Origin of the sequence: Occultella aeris (genome assembly GCF_902703175.1) — a bacterium.
In the GTDB taxonomy this organism is placed as follows: Bacteria; Actinomycetota; Actinomycetes; order Actinomycetales; family Beutenbergiaceae; genus Occultella; species Occultella aeris.
Map to the genome: position 1 here is coordinate 1 of NZ_CACRYJ010000007.1, position 24,979 is coordinate 24,979.

Annotated in this window: 19 protein-coding genes; 8 read left to right on the forward strand and 11 right to left on the reverse strand. The window is 70.2% G+C overall.

All coding sequences use genetic code 11. The features are described 5' to 3' along the window. Positions 1–33: 33 nt before the first annotated feature. Both HALOF300_RS02520 and HALOF300_RS02525 read left to right on the forward strand, forming a co-directional pair. Entirely contained in the window at positions 34–1,491 is a 1,458-nt protein-coding gene (locus HALOF300_RS02520) for a lipase maturation factor family protein (RefSeq protein ID WP_156739085.1), read from the forward strand. Between the two features lie 23 nt (positions 1,492–1,514). Continuing rightward, the gene (locus HALOF300_RS02525) at positions 1,515–1,856 is read left to right on the forward strand and encodes an L-rhamnose mutarotase (protein WP_231954976.1); all 342 of its coding nucleotides are present in this window, start codon (positions 1,515–1,517) and stop codon (positions 1,854–1,856) included. 46 nt (positions 1,857–1,902) lie between these two features. Here HALOF300_RS02525 and HALOF300_RS02530 read toward each other — a convergent pair whose 3' ends face one another. From HALOF300_RS02530 to HALOF300_RS02560, 7 genes are all read right to left on the reverse strand, one after another. Then, entirely contained in the window at positions 1,903–3,219 is a 1,317-nt protein-coding gene (locus tag HALOF300_RS02530; protein WP_156739086.1) for an outer membrane protein assembly factor BamB family protein, read from the reverse strand. A 78-nt stretch (positions 3,220–3,297) separates the two neighbouring features. Further along, positions 3,298–4,596: a hypothetical protein gene (locus tag HALOF300_RS02535; RefSeq protein ID WP_156739087.1), complete on the reverse strand. Its 1,299-nt coding sequence runs from the start codon at positions 4,594–4,596 to the stop codon at positions 3,298–3,300. A gap of 12 nt (positions 4,597–4,608) precedes the next feature. After that, positions 4,609–5,349 carry an alpha/beta fold hydrolase gene (locus tag HALOF300_RS02540; protein ID WP_156739088.1) on the reverse strand — a complete coding sequence of 247 codons (741 nt, stop codon included), beginning with the start codon at positions 5,347–5,349 and terminating at the stop codon, positions 4,609–4,611. 45 nt (positions 5,350–5,394) lie between these two features. Then, positions 5,395–6,963: a DUF3502 domain-containing protein gene (locus tag HALOF300_RS02545; RefSeq protein ID WP_156739089.1), complete on the reverse strand. Its 1,569-nt coding sequence runs from the start codon at positions 6,961–6,963 to the stop codon at positions 5,395–5,397. Between the two features lie 44 nt (positions 6,964–7,007). Further along, positions 7,008–7,955 carry a carbohydrate ABC transporter permease gene (locus HALOF300_RS02550; RefSeq protein WP_156739090.1) on the reverse strand — a complete coding sequence of 316 codons (948 nt, stop codon included), beginning with the start codon at positions 7,953–7,955 and terminating at the stop codon, positions 7,008–7,010. Continuing rightward, a complete protein-coding gene (locus tag HALOF300_RS02555; protein ID WP_197522244.1) occupies positions 7,952–8,992 on the reverse strand; it encodes an ABC transporter permease in 1,041 nt (346 codons plus the stop codon). Before HALOF300_RS02555 ends, HALOF300_RS02550 begins: the two co-directional genes overlap by 4 nt. After that, on the reverse strand, positions 8,989–9,951 hold the full coding sequence (locus HALOF300_RS02560) for a hydroxyacid dehydrogenase (protein ID WP_156739091.1): 963 nt from the start codon (positions 9,949–9,951) through the stop codon (positions 8,989–8,991). Before HALOF300_RS02560 ends, HALOF300_RS02555 begins: the two co-directional genes overlap by 4 nt. A 324-nt stretch (positions 9,952–10,275) precedes the next feature. On the opposite strand from HALOF300_RS02560, the gene HALOF300_RS02565 reads away from it, so the two are divergent. Then, positions 10,276–11,346, forward strand: a complete 1,071-nt coding sequence (locus HALOF300_RS02565; RefSeq protein ID WP_156739092.1) for a LacI family DNA-binding transcriptional regulator — start codon at positions 10,276–10,278, stop codon at positions 11,344–11,346. Positions 11,347–11,371: 25 nt separating this feature from the next. Here HALOF300_RS02565 and HALOF300_RS02570 read toward each other — a convergent pair whose 3' ends face one another. Next, positions 11,372–11,845: a hypothetical protein gene (locus tag HALOF300_RS02570; RefSeq protein ID WP_156739093.1), complete on the reverse strand. Its 474-nt coding sequence runs from the start codon at positions 11,843–11,845 to the stop codon at positions 11,372–11,374. A gap of 80 nt (positions 11,846–11,925) precedes the next feature. Between HALOF300_RS02570 and HALOF300_RS02575 the strand changes: the two genes are divergently transcribed. From HALOF300_RS02575 to HALOF300_RS02585, 3 genes are all read left to right on the forward strand, one after another. Beyond that, positions 11,926–12,648, forward strand: coding sequence for a hypothetical protein (locus HALOF300_RS02575; RefSeq protein WP_156739094.1), 723 nt, complete (start codon positions 11,926–11,928; stop codon positions 12,646–12,648). Positions 12,649–12,956: 308 nt separating this feature from the next. Then, positions 12,957–17,096, forward strand: a complete 4,140-nt coding sequence (locus HALOF300_RS02580; protein WP_156739095.1) for a DUF11 domain-containing protein — start codon at positions 12,957–12,959, stop codon at positions 17,094–17,096. 187 nt (positions 17,097–17,283) lie between these two features. Beyond that, positions 17,284–18,915, forward strand: coding sequence for a helix-turn-helix transcriptional regulator (locus tag HALOF300_RS02585; RefSeq protein WP_197522245.1), 1,632 nt, complete (start codon positions 17,284–17,286; stop codon positions 18,913–18,915). A gap of 96 nt (positions 18,916–19,011) precedes the next feature. Here HALOF300_RS02585 and HALOF300_RS02590 read toward each other — a convergent pair whose 3' ends face one another. From HALOF300_RS02590 to HALOF300_RS02600, 3 genes are all read right to left on the reverse strand, one after another. Then, a complete protein-coding gene (locus HALOF300_RS02590) occupies positions 19,012–20,262 on the reverse strand; it encodes an MFS transporter (RefSeq protein ID WP_197522246.1) in 1,251 nt (416 codons plus the stop codon). Between the two features lie 135 nt (positions 20,263–20,397). Then, positions 20,398–21,966, reverse strand: coding sequence for a bifunctional transcriptional activator/DNA repair enzyme AdaA (locus HALOF300_RS02595; RefSeq protein WP_156739097.1), 1,569 nt, complete (start codon positions 21,964–21,966; stop codon positions 20,398–20,400). A gap of 68 nt (positions 21,967–22,034) precedes the next feature. Further along, positions 22,035–22,277, reverse strand: coding sequence for a ribosomal protein L7/L12 (locus HALOF300_RS02600; RefSeq protein ID WP_156739098.1), 243 nt, complete (start codon positions 22,275–22,277; stop codon positions 22,035–22,037). A gap of 72 nt (positions 22,278–22,349) precedes the next feature. On the opposite strand from HALOF300_RS02600, the gene HALOF300_RS02605 reads away from it, so the two are divergent. Together HALOF300_RS02605 and HALOF300_RS02610 are read left to right on the forward strand one after the other, a co-directional pair. Beyond that, positions 22,350–24,008, forward strand: a complete 1,659-nt coding sequence (locus tag HALOF300_RS02605; protein WP_156739099.1) for a nuclease-related domain-containing DEAD/DEAH box helicase — start codon at positions 22,350–22,352, stop codon at positions 24,006–24,008. 50 nt (positions 24,009–24,058) lie between these two features. After that, positions 24,059–24,952, forward strand: coding sequence for a sugar phosphate isomerase/epimerase family protein (locus tag HALOF300_RS02610; protein ID WP_156739100.1), 894 nt, complete (start codon positions 24,059–24,061; stop codon positions 24,950–24,952). Positions 24,953–24,979: the final 27 nt, after the last annotated feature.

Below are 24,979 nucleotides of genomic sequence, written 5' to 3' on the forward strand. Positions count from 1 at the left end.
CATGGTGGGGTTGGGGCGAGCAGGCTGGGGGACATGGACGCCTGGTTCGCCCCCGGCGGGTGGCTCGGCTGGTTCGGAGCCGAGAACTACGACGCCGCCCGGTTCGTGCTGCAGCGCGGGATCGCGGCGATCTATCTCGTAGCGTTCGTCGCCGCGCTACGGCAGTTCCCGGCACTGCTCGGCGAGCGCGGGCTGCTCCCGGTGCCGCGCCTGCTCGCGCGGGTGCCGCTGAAGGGTGTGCCCACGCTGTTCCGGTTCGGCTACACCGACCGTCGGCTACGGGTCATGTGCTGGGTGGGCATCGCGCTCGCGGCGACAGTGATCGTCGGCCTGCCGCAGGCGGGTCCGCCGTGGCTGCCGATGATCGCATTCTTGGCCATGTACGGGCTCTATCTCTCCCTGGCGACCGTCGGCCAGGTGTTCTACGGGTTCGGCTGGGAGTCGCTGCTGCTGGAGGCCGGGTTCCTGGCGGCGTTCCTCGGCTCGGATCAGGTGCCGACCCCGATCATCGTGATCTTCGCGTTCCGGTGGCTCGCGTTCCGGGTCGAGTTCGGTGCGGGCCTGATCAAGATCCGCGGCGACTCGGTCTGGCGGGACCTGACCGCGCTCTACTACCACCACGAGACCCAACCGATGCCGGGGCCGCTGAGCTGGTACTTCCACCACCTGCCCAAGCCGTTGCACAAGGTGGAGGTGGCCGCCAACCACGTGGTCCAGCTCGTCGTCCCGTTCCTGTTGTTCGCGCCTCAGCCGGTCGCGACGTGGGCCGCGGCGGCCGTGATTGCCACCCAGGCGTGGCTGTTGATCTCCGGGAACTTCGCCTGGCTGAACTGGCTCACCATGCTGATCGCGTTCGCCGCGGTGGACGACGGCGTGCTCTCAGCCTTGATCCCAACCCTCGCCCCGAGCGACGCGACCCGGCCCACCCCGGCCGCGTTCGCCGTCGTCGTCACGATTGTCGGCCTGCTGACGCTGGCGCTCAGCTACTGGCCGGCACGGAACCTGATCTCCAGGCACCAGCGGATGAACGCCTCGTTCAACCGCTGGCACCTGGTCGGTGCCTACGGGGCGTTCGGGTCGATCACCCGGCGGCGCCACGAGATCGTGGTGGAGGGCACGACGGCGGCCGATCCTGGTTCGGCCGAGTGGTGCGAGTACGTCTTCGCAGGCAAGCCGGGGCCGGTCGATCGACGGCCGCGGCAATTCGCGCCGTACCACCTGCGGCTGGACTGGGGCATGTGGTTCCTCGGGCTCGGGTCCACCTCCCAGTACGCGTGGTTCGACCCCTTCCTGGACCGGCTCCTCGCCGCCGACCCGGCCACGTTGCGGCTGCTGAAGGACGACCCGTTCGACGGCGAACGGCCGGCCTGGGTGCGTGCGCGGGTGTTCGCGTACCGGTACTCGACGCCGGTGGAGCGCCGACGCACCGGTGCGTGGTGGGTGCGGCGGGAGATCACCGAGCTGGCCCGGCCGCGGCGCCTCGCTCCCTGACGCCCGCCGCTACGATGCCGGGCGTGGAGACCAATCAAGCGCCGATGAAGCGCATCGCGTCCGTGATCGGGGTGGCGTCCGAGCACATCGAGGCCTACGAGCGGCACCACGCTGCAGTCTGGCCCGGCGTGCTGGCGGCACTGGCCCGCTCACACGTGCACAACTACTCGATCTACCGGTTCGGCACGACCCTGTTCTCCTATTTCGAGTACCGCGGCGAGGACTACGAGGCGGACCTCGCCGCGATCGCGGCCGACCCGACCACGCAGGAGTGGTGGTCCGTGGTGAACCCGCTCCAGCAGCCGATGGACGGGCTACCGGCCGGGCAGTGGCTGGAGATTCCCGAGGTCTTCCACACGGACTGAGGCGCCTGCTGCCGACGGCCAGCCGCACCGATGGGGCGCCGCTGGGTCAGGTCCGGGAGTACAGCGCGAGCTGCCCGTCGGCGAGCACGGCGACGGCCTCGTCGGTATCGGCCACGCGGGCGCCGTCGCCGAGGGGGATCTCCCAGAGCACCTCGCCGTCGGCGGGGCGGAGGCCGAGCAGGCGGGCACCGGAGATGCCCTCGAGTCCGAACTCGGCGGCGTAAACCATGAGCCCGGAGACGTCCCCACGGCAGGGGCACAGCAGGTAGTCCGGGATCGACCAGAGCTGGGTCCCGGTACCGACGCGACGCGCTCCACTATCGCCCGAACCTGCCACCAGTAGGAGGTCGCCGAGGCGGGCCACCGGCAATCCTGACGTCCCGTGCCAGAGGACGTCTCCGTCCCAGGTCACCACATCCGAGGAGCCCCCTCCGCTCTCGGACTCCATGATCGCGACAGCCGGCGATGACCCGTCGTCGATGAGACTCGGCAAAGCGGCTCCGGGCAGATCGAGCACCTCATTCGTGTGGGGCAGCATCAACTGCCCTCGTTCGCCATCCCAGGAGAGCAACGCATCCTCGTTGGGGTACTCCGACCATGAGCCGGAGACCTGCTCCCCGGTTTCGGCGCGGTACAGGTCTCCGGTGCTGAGCAGGACGAGGTCACCCACCTGCACCCGTACGCGCGGCGTATCGTCGCCGACGACCTCGGTGCCGGCGGGGGCATCGGGGATCGCGATCGGGGTGGACCAGCGCACCTGGGCGGGATCGAGGCCGGCGTGCAGCGCGAGTTCGTAGCCGGCCTCGCCGGCTTCGGTCAGAACCACCAGGTCTTCGCCGCGGAGGGTCGCCGACGCCGCCCCGGGGACCGCCAGCTCATGGACCGCGCCGCCGGTGTCGACGATCGCCACTCGTGCGTCGACGCCCGCTCCAGAGACGCAGACCACCACGGCATCCGCCACGGTGCACCGGTGCAGGTCGGTGACGGACCAGCGGAGCGTTCCGTCGGCGCGATCGTAGGCGTCCAGGCGATCCGGGGCGACGACGAGCACGTGCTCCGCCGTGATCGTCGGTGACGTCAGCTCTCCGGCAGGGACGGTCAGCGGGACCGTCCACTGCTCCACCGGCGGGCTCGACCAGCCAGGGCCGACGCCCCAGCTCGGGCCGGGTGGTGGTGGCGGCACGGTGAGGATCCCAGCGAGCACGAGAACGACCGAGACGCCTGCCCAGAGCGCCAGCGGGCGCGGCACGCCGCGGATCTTCCGGCGCCGGTCAGCCGGGACGGGCCCTGCCGCGTCGACGCCCTCGGCGGCCGCGGGCTCGTCGAAGTCGAGAACGAACTCCTCGGCTCTCCCCCGTGCCATCCGGTCATCCTGTCATCAGTTCGCTGATCCACTGGGCACGCTCGGACGCACCCGCAAGGGCCGCGGCGTCCCGGAGGCTCAGTTCCGCGAGTACAGCGTGAGCTGCTGGTCGGCCAGCACGGCGAATGCGTCATCGGTGTCGGCGAGCAGGGCACTGTCGCCAAGGGGCACCTCCCAGAGGATCTCGCCGTCGGCGATCCGCAAGCCGATCATGCGGGTGTCGGCCAAGGCGCCATCCGGTCCCATCCCGTACGCATACACCAGGAGTCCGGAGGCATCCCCTCGGCATGGGCAGGCGAGATTCTCCGGCACCGTCCAGAGCAGGTCCCCGGATGACGGTTCTCGCGCCACGCTGGCGTCCGGCCCGCCCAGCAGCAGCGCGTTTCCGATGCGCGCGATCGGGAAGGCGAACGGCGATTGCCACAGCACCTGCCCGTCCTCGGCCACCGCCTCCACGAAGTCGGTGGCATCGGTCGCCTGCATGATCGTCACCTGGGGAGGTGAGCCGTCGTCGATCAGGGCCGGCCAGCCGACCCCGGCCAGGTCCATGACCCGGTCCGTGCCGGGCAGGATCTGCTGCGTGCTGTTGCCGCGCCACCCGATCAGCGGACCGTCGTCCAGCTGATAGGCCCACGAGCCCGGAACCCGCTCACCGTTGCGGGCTCGGAAGAGTGCTCCGGTGCCGATGACCAGCAGCAGTTCGTCCCAGACCACAACGCGCGGCGACGCATCACGCAGCATCTCGTCGGGAGCCTCGACCGTCGCGGACCACGTCGGCTCGGCGGGGTCGAGGCCGGATTGCAGGGTGAGTTCGTAGCCCCCGTCGGCACTCTCGGTGAGGATCGCCAGGTCGCCGCGGTGAAGCGTGGCCGCTACCACCCCGGGGACCACCACCTTCCGCACGGTGCCGTCGTCGCTGACGATCACAACCTCCGAGTCGGCGGGCGATCCGGATACACACACCGTCGATGCCTCCGCGAGCACGCAGTCCTCCACGCCGGTCACGGACCAACGGTGGGTACCATCGGCGCGGTCGTAGGCATCCAGGCGGTCCGCGCCGACCACGAGCACGTGGTCCTCCCGGATCGACACCCCCGGGAACTCCTCAACGGCGACCAACGGCACCGTCCACTCCTGCACGGGAGGGCTCGACCAGCCGGGGCCCACGCCCCAGCTCGGGCCGGGCGGCGGTGGCGCCACGAGGATCCCGGCCACCACGAGCAGGACCGCGACACCGGCCCAGAGCGCGAGCGGGCGCGGCACACCTGGGCCGCCCCACCATCGGCGGGCAAGCCCGCGGGCTTCCTCGGACCTTTCGGGCGCAGGGTCGGGCTCGTCGAAGTCGAGAACGAACTCCTCGGCCCCGACCGGTCCCATCCGGTCATCCTGTCACCAGCTCGACGCGGTCGGGCCCATCGTGTCGAGCCAACGTCTCACGTCGCCGGCGAACCGCGCCGGGTCCTCGAGGTGGAGGTAGTGGCCGTGGCCGCGCCACACCAGGATGTCTGCCGTACCAGTTCGCCGCTCGAACGCGGCGGCCGTCGCCGTGGAGTACACGGCGAGCGTCGGCCGGCTGCGCCGAGCCAGTATGGCTGTGCTCGCCGATTCGAGACCCATCGCATCCGGGTCCAGGTACTCCGACCTGAGGTACGTGCCGAACGCGGTGGGGTCGCATCGGCGCAGGTCGTCGCGGACCGCGGCGCGGACCTCCGCCGGCGTCGACGGTCCGAACGCCCCGTCGACGAATGCCTCGACCGTGGCCGACGGCGCCTTCTCGATCGCGCGCGCCCACTCCTGAAGTGCGGCCCGGTCGCCGTCGGGATGCCCGTATGCGGGGTCGATCACGACCTCGGCGACGACGAGATCCGGCCGTGTGACGTGGGCGAGCGCCGTGACCTGACCACCGAGCGAGTGCCCCACCAGGATCGCCGGGCCGTCCGACTCCAGTGCCGCCAGGACGGACGCGACCGCACCCGGGACGGTGGGCACGCCGGCCGCGCCGGCGTGCCCGGGCAGGTCGATGGCAGCGGAGCCGCTCCCCCAGGACAGGGCCCGGCGGATCGGGTCCCAGGACCGCGCGGAGCCGCCCCAGCCGTGGACGAACAGCATCCGCGGCAGGTCATCGGACATGAACCCGTGGGTCAGGACCGAACTCCCCTCGACATCGCCCCTCCATCAGCCCTGGTCGGCCAGATACGCGTCCGCCTGCGTGCGCAGTTCGTCCAGGACCTTCTCGTAGCCCGCCGTCTCCATGGCCCGCTTCAGCTCGTCGAGGCCGGAGTCCACGTCCTTGGCGCCGACCCACAGCGGCGAACCGAACTCGGCGATCGCCGCGGTGATCTGGCTGTGTTCGGTCTCCACGGGGCCGAGATCGGGGATGAACGAGGAGAACGGGTCCCGCTCGAAGTTGGCGTAGTCCTGGGACCAGGTGAACAGTTCGTCCTCGGAGTCGGACATGTCCGCGGCCTTGCGTTCGCGATCCACCCGCCAGCTCAGTGCGTAGCCGGGGAAGTTGGCGTAGGCCCCGGTCTGGCGGTACCGCTCGCCGTCCACCAGCTCCCAGTCGGTCCCCTCGATGCCGTACTGCAGAAGGTCGTGGTTCTCCTGCTTCGAGACCCAGTCGAGGAGCTGCAGGGCCCGGGTGTTGTCACTGCCAGAGGCGTTCAGGACCACCATGTTGTCCGCCTGGAACGTCTGATTCGGACGCGCGGCCAGACCGTCCGCGAACGGCATCACGTTCATCAGGGATGCGCCCGGCACGGCTGCGCTCAGTTCGGGCAGCTGGGAGGACGTCGACGTGCCGTCCGTGATCGCCCACACCGACGCCGCGCCGCCACTGGTGAACTGTCCCTTCGCCGTCGCCGTGTCGATGTTGAGCATGTCGGCGTTGATGATGCCGTCCTCGTAGTACTGGCGCACCCTGCGTAGCGCGTCGACGTAGGGCTGGTGCTCCCAGAACGGCACCAGGTCGCTCGATCCGGTGCTCGCGGCGTCCGCGGCGGGCACGAAGAACAGCGAGTCGGAGGAGAAGAACACCGGGATGACGCTCGGGTCCTCCCAGCCCTCGGGGAAGAACACGCCGGTGGGGCCACCGAGCACGAGCCAGGGGCTGGCGCCACCGCGAATGAACCCCGGGATTCCCTCGCCCTGGTGCACGTCGTACCAGAACTGTTCGAGCTGGTCGAAGGAGTCGATCGATCCGCCGGCGTAGGTGTCGACCAGGTCGGCCCGCAGGGTGTAGTGGTGCAGGCGGGCGGCACTGTTGACGGCGGGGATCCCGTACACGGTGCCGTCCGGCCAGCGGTTCGCGTCGAACGCGTCCTGGGCCACCGTCGCCTGCAGCTCGGGGTAGTCGCCGCTCGCGAACGCATCGTCGAGCCCGACGATCGCCCCCGACTCCACGAGTTGGGCGATGTTCAGCCACCGAGCGCTGAGCGCCGTGTCGAAGTCCTCACCGGCAGTGAACTTCAGGAGCGACTGGGCCGCGTAGTTGGACCACGCGATGAACTCGGGTGCGATGGTGAAGCCGAGATCGGCCTCAAGCTTCTCGTTGACCGCGCCGAGGACCCGGTCCCACTCCGGCGGCACATCACCGGGAAGCAGCAGACTCAGGCTGCCGCCGGAGGTCGACCCTCCCCCGCCACTGCCGTCGCCGCACGCCGCGAGCGCGCCGACGGCGCCGAGCCCAGCGGTGCCGAGGAGGAAGGAGCGCCGGGACAGTCCAGCATCGTTGATCGCTGTCATGGTCTTGCCTTTCTATGGGGAGGGGAGATCTCAGGGGTACGGGTTCAGCCCTTGGTGGCGCCGAGGGTGAGGCCCTTGACGAAGTAGCGCTGCGCGAACGGGTAGGCGAGCAGGATCGGCCCGATGGTCGCGACGGTCATCGCGAGCCGGATCTGGTAGAGCGGGGCGGCCCCCGCACCGGCGAGATCCTGAGCCATCGAGAGGTTCGAGATCATGTTGTGCAGCACGAGCTGCAGCGGATAGATGTTCGAGTCGCTGATGAACAGCAGTGCGTGGAACCAGTCGTTCCAGAACGTCACCGCGTAGAACAGTGCGATCACCGCGAGCACCGGCTTCGACAGCGGGAGCACGATCTGGAAGAAGATCCTCAGCTCCCCCGCGCCGTCGACCCGTGCGGAGTCGAGGATCTCGCCGGGGATCCCCCGGAAGAAGCTCACCTGGACGAAGACCAGGAACGGCGCCACGACGAGAGGAAGGATCACGGCGAACAGTGAGTTGCGCAGGCCGAGTACCTGGGTGACCAGGATGTACAGCGGCACCAGGCCACCGCTGAAGAGCATCGGGATGTAGGAGAACACCGCCAGGCCGCGGCTCAGCCGGGGCAGCCCACGCGAGATCACCCAGGCGAGCCCGGAGGTGGCAGCAACCGCCATCGTGGTGCCGATGACGGTGACGAACAGCGTGGCGCCATAGGCGAGCCACACCCGACTGCCGGAGAAGATCGCCTCGTAGGCCGCCGTCGAGAACGGCGACGGCCAGAACGAGTAGCCGCGCTGGGAGAGCGCGGACTCCGCCGTCAGGGACCCGGCGAGGACCATCCAGAACGGGATGACCGCGGCGAGCCCGAACAGGGTCGCGCCGACGTAACTGACGGCGGTGAACGCCTCCATGGGACGACGGGCCCGACGGCGGGGAGTGGCTTGGGCGGACCGGTCCGGCAGTGCGCGGGTTGCGGCCGGGCCGGTCGCAACCGTGTGCGTCGTGGTGGTCACAGGATCGAACTCTCCTTCGAGTACCGGCGCTGGACGCCCAGCGCGATCATGACGAGCACGAAGCCGACGACCGACTGGAACAACCCGATCGCGGCGGTCGTGCCGAAGTCGCCGTAGGTGCGCAGGGCGCGGAACACGTAGGTGTCGATCACGTCGGTGGTGGCGAACAGGATCCCGTTGTCCCCGACGATGGCGTAGATCAGGCCGAAGTCGCCGTAGAAGATCCGGCCGACGCCCAGCAGCAGCAGCACCGCTCCGGTCGGCTTCAGCAGCGGCATGGTGATGCGCCAGGCCATCTGTGCCCGGGACGCACCATCGATGACACCCGCCTCGTAGACCTCCTCCGGGATCGAGGTGATGGCGGCCAGGAAGATCACCGAGAAGTACCCGCCGAGTTGCCAGACCTTGACGATCGTCAGGATCCACGGCCAGGGACCGGGCTCGGTGTACCAGGACACCGACGGCAGCGCGAACACGTTGAGGGCGTCGTTCACGATCCCGCCGCGGCCACCAACCCCGGCCAGAAACGCTTGCAGGAAGATGCTGATGACGATCGGCGAGACGAAGTAGGGGATGAAGACCGCCGACTGCAGCCCGCGCCGCAGGAGGGTGCCACGGATCTCGTTCAGCATCAGGGCGAGCAGCACGCCTGCGCCGAGGGTGGCCGTCAGGAACAGGGCGTTCAGGACCAGCGTGTTGCGCAGGATGCGGGCCATCTGCCCGGAGGTGAAGAAGAACTCGAAGTTGGAAAGTCCGGCCCACGGCGAACCGAACACGCCGTCCTTGATGTTGAAGTCCTGGAACGCCACGACCAGGCCGGCCATCGGACCGTAGGCGAAGACCAGGAAGAAGACGATCGCAGGGGCAGCCAGGATCACCAGCCCGTAGTCCTTGCGGCGCCACTGCACGCCACGGCGATGGCGCCCGGGCACCATCGGTCGGTTGGCGGCGGCCGGGGTGGCCGGGTCCGTCTCGCCGGTCGCGGTCGGCCTTGCGGTTGTCGCGGTCATCGGATCCCGTCCGGTCGTGCCGGTCATCGCTGCTCTCCCTGCTCGAGGACGAGTGGGCGCTGGCCGGCGACCAGACGGGTCACCTCGTCGACGACGTGCTGCCCGAGCCGACGAAGCTCGCTGCCGGTGGAGCCCGCGATGTGTGGGGTAAGGGTGAGGTTCGGGACCTCCCAGAGCGGGTGATCGGGGGGCAGCGGGTCCGGTGTGGTGACGTCCAGGACGGCCCGTAGCCGACCACTCCGCAGCTCGGCGAGCAGAGCGTCCTGGTCGAGGACCTCGCCGCGTGCGGTGTTGATGAGAGTTGCACCGTCGCGCAGGAGCGCGAGTTCGCCGGAGCCGATCATGCCGATCGTCTCCTGCGTGACGGGCTGGTGCAGCGTGACGACGTCACTCCTACGCATCAGTTCGCCCAGCGGCACACCCTCGACCCCGAACTGACCGGCGTCGACGTACGGATCGTGCAGCAACACCTCCAGGTCGAAGTCGCGCAACAGCCGTAGCACCTGCCGACCGACCCGGGATGCGCCGACCACACCGACGGTGCGGCGGAAGTTGCCCGTATGCGCGAACTCGATCTCGCGATCGAGATGGGTGCGGCGCGCCCGGTAGAGCCGCTCGGCGCCCGCCGCGTCCTTGCCCGCCAGCAGGATCATCGCGACCGCATACTCGGCCACGGGCAGCGCGTTCGGTTCGCCCGCATTGCTCAGGAGCAGACCCTTGGCGCTCCCTGGTTCGGTGAGCAACTGGGCCGCCGAACCGCCGGCGTGCACGATCGCGCGCAGCCGCGGCGCGGATGCCAGGACCTGCGGCGTGATCGGCGGGCAGCCCCAGCCGGTGATCAGGATCTGCGCATCGGCGAGCCCGGACTCGGCGGCCGGCGAGTCGAAGTGATCCAGGACCGCACTGCCGGGGACATCGACCAGGAGCGCCAGCTCGGTCGCCAGACCGTCGGCGAAGATCAGCTCGGCCAGGTGCGGTGGGCTCATCACGACCAGGGCACGCGGCCGATCGGGCCGACCTGAGGCATCCTGGCGCTCGACGCCACGGGCCTCGCCGTGGAAGCGGCGCGGGCCTGAGGCTGAACGATCGTCCGTACCGGCGACAGCGAAGATCGGGGTCGACTGCGGACGATCAGGTGCCTGGATGGCCTCCACGGTGTTCCTTCCCGGCCCTTGCGGGCACCAGCCTCATTACTGCGAGATGCCCGGTCGCCACGCCTGTGCAGGTAACCGTTTACATCATCAGGTAAACGGTATCATCAAGCCTGCTCGGTCCTGTGTCAAGACCGAACACACCACGAGGGAGGCCGCATGGCAGGGAAAGAGGCGCGCAGGCCGCACGGCGCACGGTTGCCAACGATCCGGGATGTCGCAGCCGAAGCCGGGGTCTCGATCGCGACCGTCTCGCGCGTCTATTCCGGGGATCGACCGGTCATGCCTGCGACCCGGGAGCGGGTGGAGGCGGCGGCCCGCAAGCTCGACTTCACCATGAACGCCCACGCACGTGCCCTGAAGGGTGCGGCGGACGGCCCGATCGCCGTGCTCATCGGCGACATCATGGGTGCCTCCTTCGCCGCCCTCGCCCGCGGCGCCGAGCGCGAGGCTGCTCAGCGCGGCCGCCTCTGCGTGGTCGGGACGACCGATGCGGACCCAGCCCGCGAGGAGGCGCAGGTACGGCTGATGCGCGAGCACCGCGCCGTCGCCGTCATCCTCGTCGGCGGGGCGTGGGACCTGGCCGCCTACCGGGAGCAGATGGACTCCTACGAGCGCCTGCTCGCGACGGTCGGGTCCCGGCTCGTGCTGTGCGGTCGACCGTCGCTGGCCGGCCACGCGCCTGACGCGCTGGTGCTCAACTATCAGAACGAGCAGGGGGCGTTCGATGCCACCACGGCCCTGCTCGACCGTGACCACCGCCGGATCCTCGCGCTTCCCGGTGCCGTCGGACACAGCACCGCCGCCACCCGATTGGCGGGCTACCGGCGCGCGCACGCGGAGCGGGGCGTCGCGATCGACGAGTCCCTGATCGCGGCCAGCGAGTTCACCCGGGATGCCGGACGTGCTGCCACGGAGCGGGCACTGGATGAGGGCGCGGAGTTCACAGCCGTGTTCGCAGGCTCGGACGCGACGGCCTCCGGCGTGCTCGCGGCGCTACACTCCCGCGGCATCGCGGTGCCCGAGGACGTCTCAGTCATCGGGTTCGACGACGTGCCGGCCGCCTTGGACATGCAGCCACCACTGAGCTCGGTCGCCGTCCCGTACGAGGAGATGGGTCGGCTCGCGGTCTCGCTGGCCCTGGAGCATCAGGCCGGGCCGCCGCCCGAACCGACCGTGCTGCCGACGACTCTCGTGCTGCGGGGCTCAACGGCGACGGCGCAACGCTGAGGCGAGCGACGCCGTCGACAGTCAGTCAGGCGAAGAGCCACTCTCCGGTGCGGACGTCACGCGCGCCGGAGGTCGAATCGGACATGAGAACGGGATCGCCGAGGCGGACCGCCGCCCACCCTGACGCGGCGTCCCAGAGCACCTCCCCGTCCGCAGTCATCGCTTCGACAGTGGTGAAGTCCTCGGACTGCACGATCGTCACCGACGGCGACGAGCCGTCGTCGATCATGGCCGCAATGCCGAGCCCGGGGAGGTCGACCACCTCCGTGGTGCCGGGCAGGACCACCTGAGACCGGTGGTCGCCCGGGCCGGGCGGCGGGGGCGCGGTCAGGATCCCGGTCACCACGAGGAGGACCGCGACACTGGCCCAGAGCGCCACCGGGCGAGGCAGGTCGGGGCCGTCCCGGCGCCGACGGGGCGGCGCGGCTACGTCCGGGTCGCCATCCCGGCCGGGCTCATCGAAGTCGAGAATGAACTCCTCGGCCCCACCCCGTCCCATCCGATCATCCTGTCATCTGCCACCAGGCCTTGACGGCGGGAAGTCCGGGGTGCTGAGATCCGCGCATGAATCGTGCTCGAGTGAGCGTCGCAACCGTCTGTCTCCTCATGCTCGCGTTGGCGGGCTGCGCGCAGCCCGAGCCTGAACTGACCTCGACGCGGTCGAACGCCGCCGGGGCTGACCCGGCCACCACTCAGAGCCCAGCAGCCGAGGCGACCGAGCCGACCGAGCCGACCGAGCCGACCGATGACGCAACGCTGGAGCCCAGCGCAGGCACCCCGGACCAGTGTGCGCAACCGGGTGCTGGGGCGATCGCAGCTCTGGCCGGGGTCGAGTTGGAGCCGCGGCACCACGACGTCAACGGGATTCCGGCCTGCGTGTGGGGCGATCTCAACAGGACGGGCGTACAGGTGATCCTGGTCGCAGCCGAGCTCTGGGCCACCCAGATGCCGGCGGCCTTCGAGGATCTTCTCGCGCGTCCCGAGGTGGTCGAGATGGCCTCGGAGGAGACCCTGGCCAACGTGGAGGAGATCATTGCCGACATCGAGGCCGGCGAGGAGATCGATCCCACCCGAGCCTGCGAGATCTTCTCGCTCATGCTGGTCGCCGCCGGGCAGCCCGAAGACACGAACTACACGGTGCGGATCATTCCCAGCGCTGCCGACCCGCAGGGCCTCACGGCTCAGGGATGCGTCGAGGGTGTCTACGCGTCGGTGCTGCTGGTCAAGCCGGACCTGACTGCCAGCGCCGAGGAGATCGAGCAGGTCGGCGACGCGCTCATGGCCCTGCTCGACAACTACTGAGCCCGATCGGATCCCGACCATGGTCGTGGTCACGACACGTGACTGGACTCGCTCGATGAGCACCAAGATCGGGCCTGGATAGTTCGACCACGCTCGGCGCGCCCGCCAAGGGTGAGATTGCGGGTGAGATACCCCCGGAACGATTGCTCGCGCCCTTCCCGGACCGATTCGCTTGTGCGGACGTCGTGTCGAGCCGCCTGGAGCGAGCCATCGGCGTCTTCGTCCATTGGAGTAACGGGGAGGACACATCCATGAGTAACACACGTGTGCGCTCAGCGCGCGAGAGACGTCGCAGGACCACGGCGCCGATGCGGAGGTCTCGAGGGCCCGGGGGTGTCCTGTCCCGCCTGGTGCACGGAGCGCTCGCCGTCGCGCTGGCCGCTACCGCCCTGACGGCGGCGGGCGCCCTCACGACGACCACCGCCGCCAACGCGGCCGACGGCGACCCGTTCGACCCGGACCGGGCTGCGGTCTTCCTGGCGCAGGACCGGCCGACGACGCTCTACCGGGCTGCGCAGGTCGGTGCCGATCTCACTTTCGTCGCCGAGGGCACGGCGGCCGTGCCCTACAACGCCATCGGCTACAACACCGTGGACAACTACCTCTACGGCGTGCAACAGGACACCCAGCGACTGCTGCGTATCGGCCAGGGCGGTGCCGCAATGGACCTGGGTGCGATCACCGGCCTGAACGTCGACTCGTACTACCAACAGGGAACGTTCGGCGCCGGCGACAGCGCGAACACGCTGTACGTGCGTGGCACGCTCGACCTCGGCACGGTCTACGCGATCGACCTCACCACACGCGTGGCCACCCCGATCACGCTCAGCGAAGAGGTACCGAACACCTCCGACCTCGTGGCCCTGGAGGGCTACCTCTGGGGGATGGGCAACGACAGCCGGATCTGGCGGGTGGATCTCGACTCCGGAGCAGCTGGGTCCTGGGAGACGAACGTGCCTGCGGTCACCTACGGCGGGCAGTGGGTCTACGGAAACGGGAACCTCGGGCTCTCCGCCAACGACTCGGGCGACGTGATCCAGCTCGGCATCACGAACGCGACCTCGGCGAACCCCACATTCACGATCCTCTCGACGGTCAACGGCCCGACGCCGAACTCGAACAACGACGCGACAAGCAACCCCGGACCTGACGTCGACCTCGCGATCCAGAAGACCGTGCGCAGTGCCCACACGCCAGGCGGCTCCATCACCTTCGGCATCCACGTCACCAACAACAGTGCAGTCGCGTCGTCCGGCTACTACTTCCAGGACGAGCTGCCGGCCTCGCTCACGAATCCGTCCAGCCCGAACACCGAGTGCTCGTTCGTCGGCAACCTCATGACGTGTGCGTACGGCACGATGGCACCAGGGGAGCAACGCAACTTCGAGGTGACCGCAACGGCGCCGAACAGCATCGACCCGATCACGAACACCGTGACGGTCACGGGCAACGAGAACGACCCGAACCTGGACAACAACACCGCGACGGTAACGACCAGCCCGGACTACGCGCCGGGCGTCTCCGTGGTCAAGTCGGCCGCGCTCGACGACGGTGCGGTCTTCGCCGAGGGCAGCACGCTCGAGTACAGCTTCCTCGTCACGAACACCGGCAACACGGACCTCACCGCGATCACGATCGATGAGGGCGACTTCACCGGCACCGGTGAGCTGGGCGAGATCAGCTGCCCGGGTACGGCGTTGGCGTCGGGAGCGTCCGCGACCTGCACCGCGGACTACACGCTCACGCAGGCCGACGTCGACGCCGGCGGCGTCACCAACACCGCCTCGGCCACCGGCACCCCGCCGCTGACCCCGCCGATCACGTCGGTCCCGTCGACCTTCGACTACGAGGACGAGGCGGACGACGCCCTGACGGTCGTCAAGACCGCCACCCCCGCCTCCAGCGGCACGGTCGGGCAGGAGATCACCTACCGGTTCGCCGTCACCAACACCGGCGGGACCACCCTCACGGGTGTGACCATCGACGACGGCGACTTCAGCGGCTCCGGCGACCTGTCCGCGATCGAGTGCCCGGCCACGACGCTGGCCCCCGGCGCGACCACGACGTGCACGGCGACCTACGTGCTCACGCAGACCGACGTCGACGCGGCCGGTGTCACCAACACCGCGACCGCCACCGCCACCCCGCCCGGAGGCGGCACGGTCGACTCACCGCCTTCCTCGGTGACGGTCCAGACGCCGGACGCGCCGGCGATGACCCTGGTGAAGTCGGCGGACCCGACCGAGGCATCCGCCGTCGGCGACACGATCGCGTACGGCCTCGCGCTGACGAACACCGGCAACGTCACGCTCACCGGCGTGCACGTGGACGAGACCTCATTCTCCGGCTCGGGTGAGATCTCCGCGATCACCTGCCCGACGACCACCCTGGCTCCGGGCGCCACCACGACCTGCGCGGCGACCTACACGCTGACCCAGGCCGACGTCGACAACGGCGGGGTGACGAACACCGCGATCGGTGGCGGCACACCTCCGGGCGGCGGCGTCATCGAGACCCCGCCGTCGACCGTCACGGTCGACGCGCCGGAGGACCCGTCATTGACGGTCACCAAGACCGCATCCCCCGTGGGCGCGGCGGCGGGGAACGCCGTGACGTACTCGTTCCTGGTGACCAACACCGGCAACGTGACGGTCGACGAGATCGCGATCGTGGACGAGGACTTCTCGGGAACCGGTGAGTTGTCCGCCATCAGCTGCCCCGCTACGACGCTCGCCCCCGACGCGAGCACGACCTGCACGGCGACCTACACGCTGACGCAGGCGGACGTCGACAGCGGTGCGCTGCACAACGGGGCCACCGTCTTCGGGAACACCCCGACGGACGGTGAGGTCGACTCACCCCCGTCGGAGGTGGAGGTGGAGCTGCCGCCGAACCCGTCGCTGAGCGTGGTGAAGACCGCGACCCCGGCCTCGGTCGACAACGCGGGCGCGGAGGTCACCTACAGCTTCCTGGTGATCAACACCGGCAACGTCACACTCGACGGTGTCGCCGTCCAGGAGCAGGACTTCACCGGCACCGGGGAGCTGTCCGAGATCGTCTGCCCGACGACCACCCTGGCTCCTACGGCGCAGACCACCTGCACGGCGACGTACGAGCTGACCCAGGCCGATGTCGACGCCGGTGGCGTCACCAACGTGGCCACGGCTACCGGCAATCCGCCGGGCACCGATGGGCCGGTGACGTCGCCGCCGTCGGAGACGACGGTCGGCAGCGAGCCCGCCCCCGGTCTGAGCGTTGTGAAGACCTCCAGCCCGGCCTCGGTGGCCACCGCCGGCGACGTGATCACATACGGCTTCCTGGTGACGAACACCGGGAACGTGACACTGTCGGACGTGGTGCCGGTCGAGGGCGAGTTCTCCGGGACCGGAGAGCTGTCCGAGATCGAGTGCCCGGCCAACACCCTGGCCCCAGGGGAGGACGTCACCTGCACGGCGACATACGCGGTCACGCAGGAGGACGTGGACGCCGGCGGTGTGACCAACGTGGCGACAGCCACGGCCATTCCGCCCGACACAACCACGGGCGGCGGCACTCCGGTGGAGGCACCGCCGTCGGAGACCGAGGTGGACGTCCCGGCCGCGCCGGGACTCACCCTCGTCAAGACCGCCGACGTCGACCGGATCACGAGTGCCGGGGACCAGGTGCTGTTCAGCTTCCTGGTCACCAACACCGGCAACGTCACCCTCGGCGACCTCTCGATCGCGGACAGCGAGTTCACCGGCACCGGTGAGCTCGGCGAGATCGTCTGCCCCGCCGACGTGCTGGCGCCGGCGGAGTCGGTCACCTGCGAGGCGACCTACGGCGTCACGCAGGCGGATGTCGACGCCGGGCTGCTCAGCAACGCGGCCACCGCGGTGGGTACCCCGCCGGGGGACGTCCCGCCGGTGGACTCGCCGCCGTCGCAGGTGGACATCGACGCACCGCACGCGCCAAGCCTGACCCTGGTCAAGACCTCGGACGTGCAGACGGTCACCGCGGTGGGCCAGGTCGTGACGTACAACTTCCTGGCGATCAACACCGGGAACGTGACGCTCACCGGGATGGTCATCACGGAGGGCACCTTCTCCGGCGCGGGCGACGTGTCCGAGGTCTTCTGCCCCCAGGACTCGGTGCTGCCGGGTGAGGAGGTCGTCTGCACGGCGACGTACACGGTGCAGGAGGCGGATCTGACGGGTGCCTCGCTGTCGAATACGGCAACGGCGACCGCCACGCCGCCTGGCGACGGCGACGGTGGCGGTGACCCGATCACGTCGGATCCCTCGACGACCGAGTCCGGGTCGGAGTCGCCTGACGCGGCCCTCCCGACGACGGGCAGCCAGGCCGCGTGGGTGTTCGCGCTTGCCGCCGTGGTGCTGCTGCTGATGGGAGGGGCCCTCGTGTTCCTTCGTCACAGCAGGCGCGGAGCGGATGAGGTCCTCCCCCGCTGATCCGGCCGAGAGGCCCCGCTCACGACGTGGACGTGAGCGGGGCCTCTCGGTGTATGCCCTAACCTCAGTCACGGAGCACGGAGCGCGACTGGCGTCGTACCCGGGGCACTCGATTCGACGCCGCGTACGGCCACTTGAGCCGCGCGCCGACCAACGATCGACCGCACGGGCTTGCCTAGGGGGCAGCATGTCTTTGTACGATCCACCCGCCCAACCCCTGAGCGCAGCGCCGCCGTCTGCTGCACCGCAGACCGCGCTGCGCGCAGGGAATCCTGTCACCGTGCTCCGGTCCGCGCTCGCCGCGGAGCGGTGGTCCGAGGCTGCACGGGTCATCAGCACCACCTGGGGAATGCTGATCGAGGAGTTCCCCGCAGATCTCGACGCCGCCTTCCAGCTGCTGCCCATCGAGTCGTTGCGTACGGCAGGCGGCGTCGCGGCGGTTCGTGAGATCTGGCTTTCCACCAGCATCGAGCAGCAGCACGTGGTGCCGGCGCAGGCGCCGACTCCCGCGATGGAGTTCGCTGATTCGCTGATGAACCCGGACGTCCGCCACCAGTCGTTGAACGACCTCGCGCTCGCCTGCGCCCACATGGTTGCCGCGCGGATGGGTGGCCGATACGCCGAGGCGCTCGAGCACGCGCGTCGGGTGGAGACACTCAGTCACCTCGTCGAGACGACGGTCCCTGCGGCGCGACGAGTGCGCCAGCCGCTCGCGCTGCTGCAGGCGGGCATCACCCGCGCCCTCGCCTCCGATGTCCCCGGCGCCCTTCCGCTGCTGCAGAGTGCACACGAGCGGGCCCCCTACGGCCGCTCCGAGTACGTTGCCAAGGGTGCCGCCGGGAACCTCGCGCTGTTCCACGCGATCAGCGGCGACATCGACATCGCACATCGGTGGCTGGCCCGTCACGACGCGATCCCGTCGGTCGCCTCTCCACACGCGGAGCGGGTGCTGTTCACCGGCGACCTCGCCCGGGCACTGATCGCGATCGAGACGCTGGACCAGGACGGTGCGGAAGAGGCACTGTCCCGGCTGGAGCAGGGCGTCAACGTCGAGCAGAGCTGGGGGCCGGTGATCACCTTCCTGCAGGCACGCCACGGTCTGGTCTGGGGCGACCGGTTCCGAGCGTTGTCCTGGCTGCACCGCGATACCGATCGCTACGCTAACCGGCTCGGCCCGGTGAGCACCATGGGGCCACTGCTCGCGGCGGCCGAAGTCGATCTGCTGCTCTCCGTCGGCCGAGGCGATCAGGCCCTGGCCCTGCTCAACCGCACGGCGCCGCACCCGATCCTGACGGTCGCGCGTGCCCGCCTCGAACTGCTCGCGGGGCTGCCCGACGAGGCAGTTCGGCTCGCCGCCGAAGTCGCCGACGTCACGCAGACCTCACGCGTCCGGCTGGAGGGACTCGTGGTGCAGGCTGCCGCGGCCATGCGCAGCGGCAGGACCCACAGGGCGCGCGAGGCGTTCGTACTGGTGCAGGAGGCCGCGCGGTCGACGGGAGCGCGCATACCGCTGGCCGGCCTGGCCGAGCCCGATCGCGAGGCGCTGCACACGCTGGTGGGACCGGCGGCCCGCGCTGCCGAGCGGTACCCGCTGGAGCGGCCGATGTTCCCGGCCGAGGTCGCGGTCGTGCGCCTGACCAACCAGGAGTTGCTGATGCTGCGTGGGCTGGCGTCCTTCCAGTCCCAGAAGGAGCTCGCCGACGCCGTCTACCTCTCGCTCAACACGGTGAAGACGCACCTTCGTGCGGCCTACCAGAAGCTGGGTGTGTCCAGCCGTGCGGAAGCTCTCGCGGTCGCCGGGGGCGCGGGCCTGCTCTGAGGACACACACCTCGCCGTCGCCGCCCTCGGATTGCGCCTCACCGTCCCCGCCTGCTGGGAGCCGATCCACGATCGCAGCCATCCTGGCCGGTCGGGTCACGACCTGATCGAAGCGGGACTCGGCGGCACCCCCACGTCGTTGGTCCCGAGTGGGCCGCGCACGTCCCGGTTCGACACGGTGATGACCAGAGCGAGTGCGATGGCGGCGGTGCCTGCGAGTGCGGTGGCCGACCAGCCGAACCAGTCGACCGCGGCCGCGCCAAAAGCGGTCCCGAGGCTGCCGCCCACGAAATAGACCAGCATGTACGCGCTGTTGAAGCGCGCCGGTGCCGCCGGATCTACCGCGAGGACCGTGCTCTGGTTGGCGACCTGAGCAGCGAAGAGTCCCGCGTCGAACAGCGCCAGGCAGATCAGCATGGCCGCAGTGTTCCCGAGGTTGAAGCCCACGACACAGGCGGCGACCCCGGCCAGGACGAGTCCGGGGAGGATCACGCGGCGGGCGCCGACGCGGTCGGTCCACGCGCCCGCGAACGGGGTGGCCAGCACACCTGACAGACCCGCCAGGCCGAAGAGGCCGATCTGCTCGGCGGAGTACGAGTGGGGAGGTTGTGCGAGGGCCACGGCCAGCCCTGCCCACACCGCGCAGAACGCGAAGAACCACAAAGCGCCACGAAGGGCGGCGAGGCGGAGCGTGAGATGCCGGCGGAACAGGCCGGGATAGGAGCGCAAGACGGAGAGTGTCGAGCCGGTTGATGCGCCGGGTGCGGACGGCAGCATCACGAGGCAGCAGACGGCGACGAGTCCGCAGCAAGCGGCGAAGACGAGGAGCATCGCCCGCCAGCCGATCTCATCGGTGAGCCAGCCTCCGACGATCCTTCCCGCGAGGATCCCGACCGAGATGCCAGCGGTGACGACCCCCAACGTCGTGGCCCGTCGTTGCGGACGGGCGAGCCTCCCCGCGACCGCGCTGAGTCCGGCTCCCACCGCCGAACAGGCGCCGACCACGCCGATCACAAGGCCGAGCATGGTGACGTTCTCCACGGCGGCGCTGACTGCGAGCGCCGAGCCGAGAACGCCGAACTGGAGCGCCAGCACACGTCCGGTGGGAAACCGGTCGACGAGCGGGACCAGCAGCGCGAGGCCGAGCAGGTACCCGACGGGTCCGCATGCGAGGGCGACCCCGACCGTGCTGATCGCGGTCCCCAACGACTCGGCCACATCGGCCACCGCCGGCTGCATCGGATAGATGGTCGACGTCCCGAGTGCGGCCGAGAGTGCCATGAACAAGACGACGTGCCGGCGGATTCGAGGCGGCGTGGCTGCGGTGGACAGGCGCTCCGTGGTCATACGAAAATCGTAGGAATGCAGGTCCCGGATTACTGGCGGGTATGCGACGTGATGGCCGGTCGTCGGGACCCGGGAGCCCCGGCCGACCTACGGCCGCGGACCGACGTTCCGGCCGCGGCAGCATCGTTGCGATCCTCAGCCCGCTGCTTCCCGCGTTCCGCCAGTGGCTCCGGCGGCGGCACCCCAGAGATGCATCTGTGCGTACGAGCGCCACGGCGACCAGGCGAGTGCGCGCACTGTGAGGTCGCGCGATCGTCGGGTACGGGAGTCGCCACTGCACAGCCCCAGAGTCGTTGCCCCGGCCAGCAGGGCGCCGTCGCCGTCGAGCCAGGCGTCCGTATCGCCGAGCACTCTCATCGCGACGTACGACGCTGTCGCTCGCAGGATCCCGTCGCGTGCTTCGAGCGTCCGGCGCAGCTCGACAGGATCCTGGCCGACGTCGACGACCAGGTCACCGTCGGCGAGGCCGCGGGCGGACTCAAGGACCGCCTGCCGCTTCCGAGGACCCAGGTTCCGAGCCGGCGGGGCGTGCGCGGCGACCTGCTGGCTCGTGGGAAACAACCGGGTCAGCCCCGGGATCGAGGAACGATAGGGGTCACCGATCGAGGCCAGCCGGGCGAGGTGCGCCCGCGCCGCGACGATGGACGTCCGTTGGCCGACGACGGCGCGAAGCACGATCTCATGCGGCTCCACCGCGCCGGGTACCCGGATGCCTGGGGTCGCGGACACGGACGTTGCGAGTCCGCGGTCCGCCACGAGGGCCGCGTCAACTGCGGTCGGGTCTGCGTCAAGGTCGAAGAGTCGTCGAACCCGCGCGACGGCGACCGCAACATCGGACAACGCGGCGAGCTCCAGCACAAGATCCACTTGCCACCCGCCCGTCCCGGTCGGAGTGCAGGTGACCTGGACGGCCCCCGGACCATGAGGGAGCTCGAGCGTTCGGGCGTACACCAGATCCGGCCCGTCGAGGCGGGCGACCTCGACACCCGCGATCGCTCGGGACGCGAGGAATCCGACGATGCCCGCGGCGTCGAAGGGGGCGCGCACGGGCAGGGTGAGCGAGAGCCGGATCGCCGTGCCGACCGGTGTGCCACCACGGTCTCCGATCGCACGCCTGCCTCGGAGCCGAAGGTCTCGCGGCCTGGTGCCGAACACCTCGTTGATCGTGTCGTTGAACTGGCGGACGCTGCCGAAGCCCGCGGCGAACGCAACGTCCGAGAGGCGCAGATCCGTGCCGGTGAGCAGCGCACGAGCACTCTGGGCACGCTGGGCGCGGGCGAGGGCGAGGGGACCGGCGCCCAGCTCGGCAACGAGGAGCCGCTGGACCTGCCGGCTGCTGTAGCCCAGACGCGACGCGAGCCCGCCGACACCTTCCCGGTCGACGACGCCGTCCGCCACCAATCGCATGGACCGGCCGACCAGGTCGCCGCGCAGATTCCATTCAGGCGTGCCCGGCGCCGCCTCCGGTAGGCATCGTCGGCAGGCGCGGTATCCAGCCTCCTGCGCGGCCGCCGACGTGAGGTAGAACGTGACGTTCTCAGGCTTCGGCGTGCGGGCGGGGCATGAAGGGCGACAGTAGATCCCGGTACTGCTCACGGCCGTGATGAAGAGGCCGTCGAATCGGGCGTCGCGGGCGGCGATCGCACGGTAGCGCTCGGCGAAGGCCGGATCGTGACTTCCGACGGACGGCGTACCCAAACCCATCCCTCGAGCCTGACCGACGCGCCCGACGCCGTCTAGCGGTATTCGGACATCACCGCCGCTGAGGCGCGTCAGCGTTCGAAGCGCTCGACGGCGTCCTTCGCCTCCTTCAGGCCCACACCGGTCTCCTCGCGGTAGACCTTGATGGCCTCGATCTTCTTGCCGCGGGCCAACAACTCGGCCACGCGCGGGGAGAGTCCGCCGCCCGCGCCCCAGCCCTGCAGGGAGTAGGGCGCCTGCAGGCCGGCCTGGTTGTAGAGCACGTCGATGTGGCGCTCGATCGCGGCGAGGCGGGCCTGGATGTCGTCGGTCATGGTCCATTCCTACCTCAAGGACGTCCCACGGTTCCGCCAGCGGCACCGTCGGTCTGGCGCTAGAACTGAACCATGGCGATCCTGTGGCCCGTGAAGCCGGACTTCGGGCGGAACACGGCCGAGGAGGTGCTCTGGCGGGCGCTCGCGGAGCAGTTGCCCGAGGACGCGACGCTGTTGCACTCGGTGAACCTGCTCGAGGACAGCACCGAGCGGGAGATCGACCTGCTGGTGCTCTGGCCGGGCGTCGGCATCGCCGCGATCGAGGTCAAGGGCGGCACCGTCTGGCACAACGAGCAGGGCTGGCACCAGGGCTCGCCCACCGACTCCCACCGGATGAACCCGGTGCGCCAGGTGCAGGACGCCCGACACGTGCTGCAGGAGAAGCTGCGCCGGCGCGGGGTCGGCGCCGGGCAGGCGCTGACCGCGCATCTGGTCGCGTTCCCGCACACCCGGTTCGCGCCAGACTTCGAGACCAGCGACTGCCCGCGGTCGATGATCATCGACGCCGGCGACGTCGCCGGGGTTGCTGCGCGGGTCCACCGCGCGATCGTCACCCACGGGCAGGGCGTGCGGGGCCTCGACGAGGCGGACGCCCAGGACCTCTACGACGTGCTCACCGGGCAGTTGGGCGCCCAGGTCGACGTTCTCGGCCAGGCGCGCGCCGAGCTCGACCGGCTGGACCTGCTCACCCAGGAGCAGGTCGGCATCCTGCGTATCGTCGCCGGGCACCAGCGCTTCCAGGTGGTGGGTGGGGCCGGGTGCGGCAAGACGTGGCTCGCTCTGGAACAGGCCCGACGGCGTGCGCGGGCGGGCGAGCGCGTCGCCCTGCTGTGTTACTCGCGCGGGCTCGGCCGCTATCTCCAGCGTGTCACGGACACCTGGCCGCGCGGCCAGCGCCCTGCCTACGTGGGGCTGTTCCACGACCTGCCGCTGGGCTGGGGCGCCGAGACCGGCACCGACGACGACGCCGACTACTGGGAGCGGCGCCTACCGCTCGCGCTCGCCGACCTCGCGACCGGGCAGCCGCCGTCGGAACTCTTCGACTCCGTGGTCGTGGACGAGGCCCAGGACTTCGGGGACCTCTGGTGGACCTCGCTGCTTCGATGTCTCAAGGACCCGGCGCGAGGCGGGCTGTTCCTGTTCGGAGACGCCGGGCAGCGCGTGTTCGGCCGCGACGGCGCTTCCCCCATCGATCTGCCCCCGTTCGAGCTGGACGAGAACCTGCGCTCGACGAAGCCGATCGCGCAGCTGAGCGGCTCCGTCAGCGATCGGCGGATCACCCCACGCGGCGGCGCGGGCGACCCGGTGCGGCTCATCGACGTGCCTGCCGAGGACGCCGTCGACGCCGCGGACGACGCGGTCGAAGCCCTCCTCGAGGAGGGCTGGGACCCGGGCGACGTCGCCCTACTGACCACCAGGACAAGGCATCCGGAACAGGTGAACCGGATCGCCGCCGTCGGGCATGACGCCTACTGGGACGATTTCTTCGACGGGACCGACGTCTTCTACGGCCACGTGCTCAACTTCAAGGGTCTCGAGCGACCGGTCGTGGTCCTGGCGGCGAACGGCTTCCGGGACTCCGAGCGGGCCCGCTCGATGCTCTACACGGGCCTGTCGCGGGCACGCAGCCTGCTCGTGGTGGCCGGGCCGCGCGCGGAGATCGAACGGATCGGCGGCGAGGCTGCGCGGCGCCGGCTCGGCGCTGCCGAGGCGTGGGCGCCGCCGGGCTGAGCCAGGTGCATCTCAGGCGACGCCCAGCCGCAAGGCCTACGCTGCTGCCCATGGGCGAGGCGACCGTGACCGAGCCGGCGGGTGCCGGAGGCGCGAAGGGACAGCGGATCCGCGTCACCCTCTCCAACATCAGCGTCTACCCACGCAAGGCGCCGTTCGCGTTCGAGATCGCGGCCGAGCTCGGGTACGACGGTCTCGAGATCATGGTGCTGCCCGACACGACCACCAAGGACGCGAAGGCCCTGAACCGGCTCGCGGCCGATCACGGGCAACCCGTGACGAGCATCCACGCACCGTCGCTCGTGCTCAGCCAGGGCATCTGGGGCCGGCTGCCGGGTCCGAAGCTCGAGCGCTCCGTCGATCTCGCCCTCGAGGTCGGCGCGGAGGTCGTGGTGGTGCACCCGCCGTTCCGGTGGCAGCGCCGCTACTCCCGTGGGTTCGTCGAGCACGTCAGGGCGCTGTCCGAGGCGACCGGGGTGGTCGTCGCGGTCGAGAACATGTACCCCTGGCGCAGCCGCAAGCGCGAGATGGTGCGCGCCTACCTGCCGGGCTGGGACCCAACCGAGCACGATTACGACCACGTCACCCTTGACCTGTCCCACGCCGCAGTCGCCCGCCAGGACAGCCGCGCCCTTGCCAGGCAGTTCGGCCCGCGGCTGCGGCACATCCACCTTGCCGACGGCACCGCCTCGATGATGGACGAGCATCTGGTGCCCGGGCGGGGCACCCAGCCGGCCCGGGAGCTGCTCTCGGACCTGGTCAGCAGCGGCTGGTCGGGGGACGTCTGCGTGGAGATCTCGACCCGCCGTGCGAACTCGGCCGCGGAGCGCTACGAGGACGTCGCCGCGTCGCTGAAGTTCGCCCGCACCTATCTCTCGCCCGGCCCGCACGCCGACTACACCCCGCCCGAGGGGGCGCACCACCGGCACCTCGACGCCTGGTGAGCCGGGCCGCGTACGGCTGTCTCCGGT